The sequence below is a fragment of the Pseudomonas sp. TH31 genome (assembly GCF_016650815.1).
In the GTDB taxonomy this organism is placed as follows: Bacteria; Pseudomonadota; Gammaproteobacteria; order Pseudomonadales; family Pseudomonadaceae; genus Aquipseudomonas.
The window spans coordinates 16,395-28,916 of record NZ_JAEKEZ010000027.1; the positions used below are offsets into that span (position 1 = coordinate 16,395).

Sequence of the window (12,522 nt, forward strand, 5' to 3'; positions counted from 1 at the left end):
AGTCACAATCTTGGGGAGGGCCGGCCATTGGGGCTTTTTCGTCGACGATGATTGTTTTTGCTGTGGCGGGGTGGCTGCTTGTGTTAGAGCACGCCGCCAGCTCCAAGACAGTCAGGGTCAACAAAAATATATTTTGCTTTCGCATCTTGGGGATATCATCATTTATCATGATTACTTCTATCTTAGGTGGTTTCAATAGTTAGCAATTACTCAGAATCTATTCGGTGCTAAATATGGAAAAGTTGAAATTTTTATCGTTCTCTTAATGCTTCGCGGCCTTTGTTGAAAGGTTTAATCAAGTACGAAAGCACCGTTTTCTGACCGGTATGGACATCCACTGTGGCAATCATGCCGGGCACGATGGGTGCTTCCCCGTATTTTTATTCTGCAACGAGTCAGACTCGGTCAATATATAAATCCGGTAGTAATAAACGTCCCGATGCACATCGTCTTGGATAGTGTCGGGCGATACAAGTATTACTTTCCCTAGTAGGCCGCCGTAGATCGAATAATCATAAGCGGAGATCTTCACCGTGGCGTCTTGTCCTGGATGGATGTAGGCGACATCCCGAGGCGAAATCCGCGCCTCCACCTGCAATCGTTCATCCAGCGGTACGATTCGCATCAACTGGCCGTTGGGTGGTATCACACCGCCGACTGTGTTGATCTCGATGTCCTTGATCACCCCTCGAACAGGGGAGGTGAAGGTCAGGCGTGTCAGTGAATCATTGCGCCCTCGGGTGACTGATTCTTGGGCTTCGATTTCAGCGTTGGCCTTGGCCAATTCCTCACGAGCCTTTACCAGATACTGGCTCTGGGTGTCGTTGTATTTGTTTTGCAGTTCGTTAAGCTGGCGCTTGAGTCGCAGCACTTCTACGGCACTTGCAGCCCCCCGTTTGACCAGCGGCTCGGTCATTTGCAGTTCGCTGCGGATCAGGCGCATGGCTTCGTTCATGCCGGAGAGCGATTCTTCCAGGCTCTTGCGACGGGAGCTGTACAGCGCCGTTTCGGCTTGCACCAGGTTGGGTTCATCTAGCACTTCCTTGGGGAACTGCAACGCTGTGCCGTTGACCTCCGCCATCAGGCGCGCCGAGGTGGCCTGGGCCGCACGACCCCGGGAGGCGCTTTCTTCCACGGCCGATTCAATCCGGGTGCGATCCAGTTGTGCCAGAACCTGGCCCTTCTCCACGATGTCGCCTTCCTGCACCCGCAGACTGGCGAGTACACCGCCTTCGAGGGATTTGATCACCTGCTCCTTGGAGGAGGCGACTACTTTGCCGGTACCGGTGGAGACTTCGTCAAGCTTGAAATACCAAGCCCACGCAATGAAGGCGAGCAGCAGCATGGTCACCAACCAGACCAGTTTCGAGGCGTTCGGCAGGGTATTTTCCGACAGGCCAAAGCCATCGACTTGCTGCTTGTCAGGGGGCGTGGCGTTACTTTTTTAGCCGCGGCGGGTTGAGGCGGAATGATGACGGAGTTGGACATGGTGTTTGGCTCGCTCGTAAAAATAATGGAGGTGTCTGCAGTTCGGACCGGGTTATTTGTGGCCGAACTGTGCGAGTACCTGCTCTTTGGGGCCGTCCATTACAATCCGTCCGCCATCAATCACCAGAATCCGCTCAACCCACTTGAGCACCGCCAAACGGTGAGTCGCCACCACTAGGGTGCGGCCTTCGAGCCATGGCGCCAGTTGATCCAGTATCTGCGTTTCGCTCACCTCATCCAGGGAGGCGGTGGGCTCGTCCAAGAGCAGCGTGTTGGGTTCGCGAATGATGGTGCGGGCCAGCAGCAGGGCTTGCTTCTGTCCGCCGGACAGGCCAATGCCGCCTTCCATGATCACGTAGTCCAGGCCGCCTTCTTGGGACTGAACTAGCCCCAATGCGCCGCTCAAGGTCAGGGCTTGGAGGATTTCGGTGTCGGTAGCCATGGGGCGACCCATGGTCAGGTTGTCGCGGATCGAGCCAAAAAACAGTCGCGAGTTCTGGGTCAGCAAGCCCACATCGCGGCGTACATCGGCAGGGTCGATCAGCGGCATTTCCAGGCCGTCGAGCTTGACCGAACCGCGCTGCGGTACATGCATGCCGGCCAGCAATTGTAAGAACGTGGACTTGCCCGCACCGTTGCGGCCCAGCACCGCGATGCGCTCGCCAGGTTGGATCTTCAGGGTCTTGATATCTAACGCCAGGGCCTTGTTTTTTTCGCCGTATTGGTACTGCACATCGTTCAGAGTGAACTGGCCGTGGATCAAAGGACGGTGCAGCAACTTGGAGTGTTCCGGTTGATCGACCGGACGTTTCATCAGCTCATCGAGGCCCACACGCGCGACCTTGGCTTGCTGCCAGCGAGCGAACACGCTGGAGATCTGCGCCAAGGGCGCCATCATCCGCGAAGCCAGAATCGAGGAGCCCACCAGAGCGCCGGTAGTCATGTCGCCGCTCATCACCAGGTAGCAACCGCCGAGCAACACAGCAGCGTAGACCAGGCCTTGCAGTTCCTGGGTCCAGGTCATCAGTAGATTGGTGATATGGCGTTGTTTGATGGAAATATCCGCCGACACTGCGTGCAACTGGTTCCACTGGTTCTGAAAGCGGGGCTCGGCGCGCAGCAGCTTGATGTCTTCGATGCCTTGCACCGCTTCGACCAATACCGCGTTACGAATCGCCGACTCGCGCATGCCTTCGTTGGACAGCTTGGCCAACGGTTTTTGTGCGAGGAAGCCTGGCAGTATCAGCAAGGGCAGGGCACCCATTGCGATGTACACCAGCGGCCCGCCAGTGAGGTAAAGGATCACCAGAAACAGCAACACGAAGGGCAGGTCGGTAATCGCGCTGATGGTGGTCGAGGTAATCAACTCCCGCACCTGCTCCAGTTCGCGGATCTGCGAGATGAAGGTGCCGGTGGATTTTGAGCGGGCATCGTTGCGCAGTCGCAGCGCATGGCCGAACACTAGGTCGGTGATTTTCAGGTCGGCGCGTTTACCGATCAGGTCAGCGATTTTTGAGCGCGACATGCGCAACATGAACTCGAAACTGATCGCCAGCATTACACCGAGAAACAGCACCCATAGAGTCGATTCCGACTGCGCCGGAACGACCCGGTCGTAGACCTGCATGGAAAAAATGACTCCGGCCAGGGCCAGGATGTTGGCCACCATTGCCGCCAGCGTTATGTCACCATAACGCTTCCAGTCCCGCAGTGCGATGTTCCAGAACCAGTTGGCCTGATACGGCTTGATGTAATCATCGACCCGGGCATCGGGCACCGAAGCTTCTGGACGCAAGACCGCGACCCGGGCGGCTCTTGCGCGCAGGTGCTCCACGGTTGGGCTGATGTACAGCCCCTGCTCGCCGCTCATGAGAATACTCAGGTTACCCCGGCCGTCGGCTTTCTCGACGATCGCGACCTGTCCGTCCTGCAGCTGTACTGCCAGGGGAAGACGCCAAGGATCCAGGACCGCATCGGAGTATGGTTCAAAGCGCAGCATCAGCCCCATTTGCGCGGCCATGCGATGCAGCACCGCATCAGGATCGCTGCCAAGCCCCCAAGACAGGGACACACGCACAGTCTCCTCGGAAACCCCCATCCGATAATGCTTGGCAATGTTGAGCATTGCTTCCAGCCACGGCTGATACTGTGCGGCACTGCCGGTCTCTTGAGCCGTCATTGTTGGATCTCGATGTGTTGAATAAAGGTGTTGTTCAGAGCATAGGCGTCGCGGCTGCGACCGGAGGCACCGATGAACGTGATCAGACCCGCCCAGAAGTCATGGCGGGTGGTCTCTTGGTCGGCAGCGGCCTGATAGACCTCTTGCTCGGCGTTGAGCAGGTCAAGTACCGAGCGAGTGCCGACGGTGTATTGCTCTTTGTAGAGCTCTCGCGTCTCAGTCATGGTGGCCATACGCTGGCGGAGAATCCCTAGGCGCATGCGAGCCCCCACGGCTTGCTCGCGCGAGCGCAGCAGCAAGTCTTCGGCCGACAGGCGCGCTTCGTTGATAGTCGATTCCGCCCGGTCGATGCCAGCCAGGGCCGAACGAATCTGCGCAGAAACTGCACCGCCCTGGTACAGCAACATGGAGCCTGTCAGCATCACGGTGTTGTAGCTGCCACGGTCAATGCCGTTGCTCGGGTTGGTGCCGCTGATGGCCTCGTTGGCCGAGGCCTCGATCGCAATGGTCGGGTAGCGTTGAGCCTTGGCATTTTCCAGTTGACCATAGGCTGACTTGCGGTCTGCTTCGGCCGCCAGCACGTCCGGGAGCATGGCGTAGTCCAAAGGGCTGTCCAAATGCGCCACTTGCTCCAGGCCAGAAGGCAGATCCGCTACTGAGGCGGGCAGGGGGTTGCCCACTAGTGTTGACAGCCGCGCTCGCCACTGGCCCAGTAGGGTGGAGGCTTGTTGCTGGTTGGCCTGGGCACTCTGAACCCTAGTGGTGGCTTGGATGAAGTCCGATTGTGAGGTGAGCCCGGAGTCGGCACGCAACTTGACCATTTCCAGCACGTCCTGGATAGCCTTAACCTGGTCGTTGGCGATCTTCAGCAGCGCTTGCTGGCGATGCACCTCCAACATTGTCTGTGCGGTTTCCTGGGCGATAGAATCGATTTGCTTAAGCAGCAATGCCTGCTGCCTGAACATCTGCCCCTCGGCTTGGCTGACCGACCCGCTAACTTTGCCGAAGTCATGAATCATCTGCGACACCGACACCGTCGCTACCTGACTGTTGCCATAGGTATTAACTTTTCCTGAGTTCACCCCTGCGGTGATTTTCGGGTAGTAACCAGCCATGCTGTAATCCACTACACCTTCTTGCTGGGTAATCGCGGAGACGGCAGAAGTGATCGATGGGTGACGATTCACTGCGATGGCCACGGCTTCACGCAGGTCGAGAACTCCTGCGCGTAGCGGCGCACTTGAACGAAAATTGGCAGGTCCGGATGCCACCCCTAACTTGCCTGCCAGCCGTTGTGGCCCTTGCGTTATGGTGGTCCTCTCCTCGGACAGCCATGGTAGATCCAGCGCTCCCGCTTGGACAAAAGAGATGAAGGGAGGAAGCAATAACATGCCAAATAACAAGCCGCTGGATCTGAACATGTATTTAAAAATTCCTGGTTAATAAATAAAATTCGGGTACGAAGAGGTCCGCCGATAGAGAAGGGACGGCCAGAAAACAATAAAAGCAGGATGGTTTGGGTGATCTTGAGCCTAAGTGGTAGGCTCGTTCATATTCATTAAAGTCGTTGTTTGTCAGGACGGTGCGTCTCGAAGTCTTTTACTCATGTGAATTCACCAGCGTGTGGACGTAAATTTATCAGGGCAGTGTCGCAACCAAAGTGCACATGAATAGCTTCAAGCGACTGAAAGTGTGATTCATGTTGCCATCCTAACACTCCGATGGCCGGTCATAAGAATTTGGTGTCAATTGTTCATATTTTACTGCAGTGGGCGGCTGGAGAGGTGGGCGCGGTTACGGAATATGCATTTCTCAATGCATTGCTACATCGGGAAGCTCGGGAGTTAGAGGTGTTTTTTGCGCCAGAAAAAGCAATTATTAAAGTTCTTTGCACGAATTCTGAATTTTTACATGATTGGTAAGGGGGGCGCGTAGGGCGCGAATTTGCCTCTGTCTAAAAGTAAGTTCTAATAATTTTTGGTGTGCTTTTATTGACGTTTTTTCTTGTGAACAATTGTGACGGAAAATACTTCGGGGTTGATGGTGTTGGTACTTTTGCGACGGTTTTGGTTTTTGTTTTTCTGTCAATTGTGCCGAGGTTGTATTTATGGAAAGTCTGCTATCAGTTGTTAATAAGTCGACTCATATTGAGGTTTCTGCTTACGCTAATGAGTTGTCGTTACAAGCGCCGTCAGTTGTCCAGTTAGCTGTCAAGCGTTCGGATATAAAAAGCATCGCCCGCCTGGGCGACATGCTCGTCGTGACGCTGAATTCAGGCGCGGTGGTCAAGGTTCATGCTTTTTTCCCCGCGCAAGGACCATTGCAAAACGATCTGGTTATCGAAGATGACAAGCAGCTGTGGTGGGCTGAGTTTTCTGAAAGTGGTCAGGTGATGGGGCAGTACTTTCCAATCGATTCAATTGAGCCGCTACTGGTCAATGAAAGCTTTGATCTCTCCACCTTAGCCTGGGTGTTGGGGGGCGTGGCACTGGCCGGTGCAGCAGCAGGTGGCGGTGGCCATCATGAGACCTCACCGCGAGACACCACGGCGCCAGGCGCGCCGACGGTCAATGTCAACGTTAATCCGGATGGCAGCCTGACCGTCACGGGGCAAGCCGAGCCCAACAGCACGGTCAAGGTGACCTACCCAGATGGCACCTCGGGCAGTGTCGTGGCGGCAGCCGATGGCACGTACACCGTGACCACGCCTCCGAATCAGCCTTCGGGCCAGATCTCTGCGAACGCCACCGACCCTGCCGGCAACACCGGCCCGGCGACCAGCGTCGAGTACCTCGACACCACGGCGCCAGGCGCGCCGACGGTCAATGTCAACGTTAATCCGGATGGCAGCCTGACCGTCACGGGGCAAGCCGAGCCCAACAGCACGGTCAAGGTGACCTACCCAGATGGCACCTCGGGCAGTGTCGTGGCGGCAGCCGATGGCAGTTACTCCTCGCAATCGTCAGAGGATCAACCCACTGGCAACGTGGAAGCGAGTGCGAGTGATGCAGCGGGCAACAATAGCCCAACAACGACTGTGCCTTATGTCAATACAACGCCACCAGCTGTGACCTCAATCGCGTTGACTGCTATTTCCACTGACACCGACGCCGGCCTGGTTAATGGCACCGGCAGCACCACCAACAGCACTTCAAATAGCGATTTCACAACTCGTGACAGCACGCTGATGATAATGGGCACTTATGCCGGTAACCTGGCTGCAACGGGTGAGTTCCTGCAGATTAGTGCCGATGATGGGGTGACGTGGGATAACGTCACATTCAACAATGCGACTCACACTTGGAGTTATGTCGATAACGTTCCACGGACGGCGGCGACAACTTATCAAGTGCGTGCTGTGGACAGCGACGGTAATGTGTCCGCTGCGACCGCATCGCAACTGGTTAATGTTGACGTGATAGCACCGATCCAAAGTCTGTTGGCGCCGGTCTTGACCAGTGCCTACGACAGCGGCGTGCAGGGGGACGGCATCACCACCCGGACTGACTTAACCTTCACCAGTGCCAATAGCCGCAAGGCCGAGGCGGGGATGACGGTGGTGTTGATCAATGACGTCAACAACGATGGCGTGTACTCCGAAGGCATCGACAGCGTGCTGGGTGCCGCGACGGCCGCAGCGGATGGTAGTTGGTCAATCACTGCCGCTGGCCTGGCCACTGGCACCTTCCAACTGGGTTTCATGCTGGTTGACGCGGCTGGTAACCGCACCAGGCTGAGCGCAATCTCCAATTTCAATGTGGTCAGTGCGGACAATTCGACTGCAGCCTCTGCTGGTTGGGGCGGGACCTACGCTCAGAACAACACGGGCGGTGCAACGGCGTCTCTTGGCAGAAACGGCCTGTGGTCGTTTTTCCAGAGCACGTCCGGTGGTACCGGTGCAGCGGTGTTCAACAGCAGTGATCTGTCGACCTACACTTCGACCCCGGTCCCGTCTGCGGGCCGTCATCCGGTGGGCGCAACCTTCGCTGACTTCACCCGTTCCGGCTATGCCGGTGTTATGTCGGTGACCACACACACCGGTTTTCAGGACTACTGGACCACCAGTGATGGCACTACGTATGTCCGTGGCTCGCTCACCGGAAACTCGCTGTACTATGGTGGTGTGGCGGCCTACGACAAAACCGGTGATGGTTACTTGGACTTCGTCTTGGGGGATAACTACGGTGACTCACTGACATTTGTCACCAACACCAATGGTACGCTGACCTTCATGAACGGTACGGCTACCAGTGGTATGGGGCGACCGACGGGCACGACACTTAACGGTTTTGCCGAAGTCTCGGGTGTTGACCTTGAAAACAATGGCACCGTGGACATCGTTGAGCACACCAACGTCAACGGCCGGTTCGCGCTGACTACGTTCAAGAACGATCAGTCCACCACCAACAGCTTCACGCTGGCCAGCATTGCCGGTGTATTTGCCGCGCCCACCTCTGGTAACTCCAACGTACCGGTGTCCATGACCTGAGCCGATTTCAATGGCGACGGGTACATGGACCTGTACCTGAATATCGGACGCAGTGCCGATAACACCACCGACAGCTTCTCCAGCCGTATCTATTGGAACAATGGCAGCGGCGGTTTCGGCACCAGTGCCGGCACCACTGGCGGTACTGCAACTTACTTCAGCGATACGCTCCATGGTGGTTCGTCGGTAGCGGTGGACTGGAACCACGACGGTAAGTTGGACGTGATCGAGCTGCCGGCCTACGGGGTCAATGCTTCGCCACTGCTCTATCAGAATCAGGGCGGCGGCACCTTTGCCAGTGGTGTTTCGGTGACAGGTTCGACCACCTACGACACCATCAACGGTGCGGCAGCGGTCGACTACAACTGGGACGGCTCGGTGGACGTGCTGGCTTACAATTCCTCGGGTAACACAGTGTTCATCCAGAACACCAACACCGTGGCGGCCGGCACCAGCCTGCACTTGCGAATCGTCGACGCCAACGGCCTCAACGTGTTTTATGGCAACACCGTACAGCTATACAACAGTAAAGGTGTGCTGGTGGCTTCACAGATCCTCAACGCGCAGTCGGGCATCGGTACGAACGACAGTTCGGGCCTAGTCAATTTCTACGGCTTGAATGCTTCCGATATTTACACCGCCGTTTTGGTACGTAGTGTCAGTGGTGTCTCTTCCGACATCGGCGGCCTGGCGAGTCTGGGTGGTAATACCATCGAAAACGTCAATGCCAGCTGGACCGATCTGGTTGCAGGCGCGGCCACCAATGGTTATGTGTTGTCGGCCGAGTCTGACATCAACACCGCTGACGGTAACTTCGTCGGCACCGGTTACAACGACACCTTCTTCGCCACGGCAGGCACCGATGTCTACAACGGCAGCGGCGGTTGGAGTAATGCACGTTTCGGCACTCCTGTCTGGAGCGCCACAGAGGGCGAAGACGTTGTTGACTTCAAACTAGCGGGTGCCACCGGTATTACGGTGAACCTCAATACCACCACCGCACAGGACACCGGCTTCAACACCGCCACCTTCATCGGCATCGAAGGTGTGTTGGGTGGGGCAGGGAACGATACGTTCACGGCCAACACCAACGCAGGCGTGAATAATGTGTTCCAGGGCCGTGGCGGTAACGATAATTTCACCGTGACCGGCGGCGGTCACAGCACATTACTGTACACGCAGCTCGATCCCGGCGATGCCACGGGCGGCAATGGCAGCGACACCGTCTCCGGTTTCACCGTGGGCAATGTCGTGACCAGTGGCGCGGCGGATGTGCTGGACCTGACCAGTCTGTTGTCGTCCTACACAGGAACTGCCTATGTGTTTAAGGACGCCATCAGCGGCAAGTTTGTGCTCGACTACGCTTCCCAGGGACTAGACAAATATCTGCAAGTTACCAACGACGGTACCAACACCACAGTCAGCGTAGATTTGACTGGCGACGGTAACTTCTCTGCTGGCCATACCTTGGTGACGCTGAACAATGTGGTGACCGATCTACCGACCCTGTTGGCCAACAATCAGTTGTTGCTCGGCTCGTCGAACAACCCCAGCGCGGTTGTGCGTATAACCTTCCAGACCACAACCGATACCACGCCGATTGTTAGCGGCAGTATTCCGTATGCACTGACCAACGGCGCGCACATGGAAGTGAGCATTGGCGCGGTGATCTACAGCTCGCTCAATGGTGCGGTAGTGGTTGATCCACTGAACAACACTTGGTATGTACAAGTGCCGTCCAGCTTGGCCATCGGTACTTACGATGTCTCGGCGGTGGTACTCAATGGCGACGGTTCGGTGGCATCTTACGACACCTCCCACAACGAGTTGTCGGTGACGGCAGCACCTGTTGTGACCTTCGGCGGCGCCGGTTCCGGCGACAACAAAGGCACGGCCGTGACTCTGGGCGAGGGCGGCCAGTGGTCGATATTCAGCAATCAGATCATCTTCAACGGCATCGGTAGCAATAGCTCAACCTTGGGCAATTACTCGTCGACCAACCTGACGTCTAGCAACACCCAGTACGGCAAGAACCTAACCCAGAACGTGACCTTTGTCGACTATAACCGCGACGGCCATATGGACTTGCTGGGTGAGGATTCGCTGTATGCCGACGGTCAGCAGGGCTGGACCTTCAACGGTGTGACGTACACGCCGATACAGATCGGTCTGGTGGACAGCGCAGCGAATAACACCGCCAATGGCACCACCAACAACCCTGGCGCCAATGCATACGCCTGGTACGGTGGCGTGGTGGCATATGACAAAAACGGCGATGGTTTTGTCGATGTGGTTTATGGCGATAACACGCCCGATGACGCTCAGTCGCAAGGCGGTTACAACACCGCATTTTTGGTCAACCAGGACGGCACCATCGATGGTTTTGTCAAGGACAGGAACTACGTGTTCACGGCCACATCATCGGTCACGCCGGTGGCGACCAATACCAATAACTCGGCGCCAGACAAGGAGATTTCCGGCATCGACATCAACAATGACGGCACCGTAGATATCGTCTATCACGCCAGTGTTAACTCCAACAAAGTCGGCACGGCTACAAATAGCAGCGCCAACCGTCTAGTGGTGGTGACCAACAGTGGCAACGGCCTGCTCGACAGTACGCAGATCGTGACCGATGTGTTCTACAACCAGGAAAGTACTATCTCTCAAGGACCGTCCATGACTTGGGGGGATTACAATGGCGATGGTTTCATGGACCTATTCCTGGGCGTGACCGACAGCGCATCCACGGCCACCAGCAAAATCTTCTTCAACGACGGGGCGGGGCACTTAAGTGCTACCAACGCGACGACGACGGGGATCGGAACGGCGACCAACACCTACTCCATGGGTGACACCCTGGTGGGAGGGCCGTCCCTGGCACTGGATTGGAACGGTGACGGTAAGATGGACATCATCGAGCTGCCGCAGTACGGCGCCACCGGTACGGTGAACCTGTACACCAACAACAGCACCACCTCGACGCCATCGTTCGCCACCACGCAATTGTTGGCTAGCGGTGCCTTCGGTAGCGGTACCGGGGCGACCTTCGGTAACGGTACCGGTGGTTCTGTTACCGGCGTCATCGGAATCGACCTGGATTGGGACGGTGCCAAGGATCTGTTGGTGTTCACCACCAACGGTGTGACCACCTATGTGCACAACACCAACACCGTCGCGGCGGGTACCAGCCTGCATGTACGAATCGTCGATGCTCATGGTATCAACGCCTACTACGGCAACACGGTACAGTTGGTGGACTCCACTGGCAAAGTGGTTGCCAGCCAAGTGATTAACCCACAGTCCGGTAACCAGACCAACGACAGCACTGGGATCGTCGACTTCTACGGCTTGAGCACGGACCAGACCTACAGCGTAGTACTGTTGAGGAACGTCAACGGTGTGTCCAGCGATGTCGGCGGGGTGGACGCGGCGACCACCGGGGTCAACGGTGGCGGTACACTCAATCTGGTTGAAAGCGTCAACAGCACCTGGAGCGGCATGACCACAGGCGCCGCCAACCACGGTTATGTGCTGACCGCGAGCGGTAGCGACGGTGCGAATGATGTGGAAGCTTACAGCGGGCGTGTGGGTGGCGGCAGCAATATCATCGGCACGGGCTACAACGACACCTTCTTCGCTCAGACCGGTATTAGTGCCTACAACGGTGGTGGCGGTACTGCGATGGTGTCCGGGGTACAAGCTTGGAGCAATAACGGTGGTATGGACATCGTTGACTACAAACTGGCCGGCAGCACGGCACTGACCATCGACTTGAGCAAGACCGGTATGCAAAACACCGGTTACAACACCGCGTCCTTTACAAACATTGAAGGCATAGCTGGTGGTTCGGGCGACGACACGTTCACCGACAGTCTGGCAGACACTCAGTTTGAAGGTCGTGGCGGTAACGACACTTTCAATCTGACCCAGGGTGGCCATGCTACGTTGCTTTATAGCGTGCTGGCCGGGGCGAGCGCCGATGGTACCGGTGGTAACGGCAGCGACATTGTAAATGGCTTCAAGGTCGGCACGTGGGAGAGTACCGTAGGCACGCAACGGCTGGATGTGCACGCGTTGCTGGTGGGCTACACCGGAGACGGAAGCGCTAGCTACCTCAACAACGTAGCAACTATCAACAGCAGCGCGGGCAACATTGGTGACTTCCTACAAGTGACCCATAGCGGTGCGAATACGGTGATTGCCATCGACCGTGACGGCGCAGGCTCTGCCTACAGCTCGACCACGATTACAACGCTGCAAAACGTTCACACCGATCTGGCGACCATGTTGGCTAACCACCAGTTGGTCGTGGTCTGAGGCTGAAACTGACCTAAAACTGAAAGAGAAATAAAGGTGGGGGCGA

Annotated in this window: 4 protein-coding genes and 2 pseudogenes; 3 read left to right on the forward strand and 3 right to left on the reverse strand. The window is 56.5% G+C overall.

Translation table 11 applies throughout. The features are described 5' to 3' along the window. Positions 1–251: 251 nt before the first annotated feature. The 3 genes and pseudogenes from JFV26_RS18145 to JFV26_RS18155 all read right to left on the reverse strand — a co-directional run bounded on the left by JFV26_RS18145 (position 252) and on the right by JFV26_RS18155 (position 4,938). Positions 252–1,345 (reverse strand): annotated as a pseudogene (locus JFV26_RS18145) (HlyD family efflux transporter periplasmic adaptor subunit). A gap of 195 nt (positions 1,346–1,540) precedes the next feature. Next, complete coding sequence (locus JFV26_RS18150) at positions 1,541–3,667, reverse strand: type I secretion system permease/ATPase (protein WP_201194417.1); 2,127 nt, start codon at positions 3,665–3,667, stop codon at positions 1,541–1,543. Further along, positions 3,664–4,938: a TolC family outer membrane protein gene (locus tag JFV26_RS18155; RefSeq protein ID WP_342215463.1), complete on the reverse strand. Its 1,275-nt coding sequence runs from the start codon at positions 4,936–4,938 to the stop codon at positions 3,664–3,666. The genes JFV26_RS18150 and JFV26_RS18155 overlap by 4 nt, the downstream gene beginning before the upstream one ends. An 836-nt stretch (positions 4,939–5,774) precedes the next feature. Between JFV26_RS18155 and JFV26_RS18160 the strand changes: the two genes are divergently transcribed. The 3 genes and pseudogenes from JFV26_RS18160 (at position 5,775) to JFV26_RS34480 (ending at position 12,476) form a co-directional block, all read left to right on the forward strand. Then, the gene (locus tag JFV26_RS18160) at positions 5,775–8,156 is read left to right on the forward strand and encodes an Ig-like domain-containing protein (RefSeq protein ID WP_201194421.1); all 2,382 of its coding nucleotides are present in this window, start codon (positions 5,775–5,777) and stop codon (positions 8,154–8,156) included. Positions 8,157–8,171: 15 nt separating this feature from the next. Then, positions 8,172–8,372, forward strand: a pseudogene (locus tag JFV26_RS34475) (hypothetical protein); the annotation flags it as partial. A 276-nt stretch (positions 8,373–8,648) separates the two neighbouring features. After that, positions 8,649–12,476: a beta strand repeat-containing protein gene (locus JFV26_RS34480; protein WP_342215465.1), complete on the forward strand. Its 3,828-nt coding sequence runs from the start codon at positions 8,649–8,651 to the stop codon at positions 12,474–12,476. Positions 12,477–12,522: the final 46 nt, after the last annotated feature.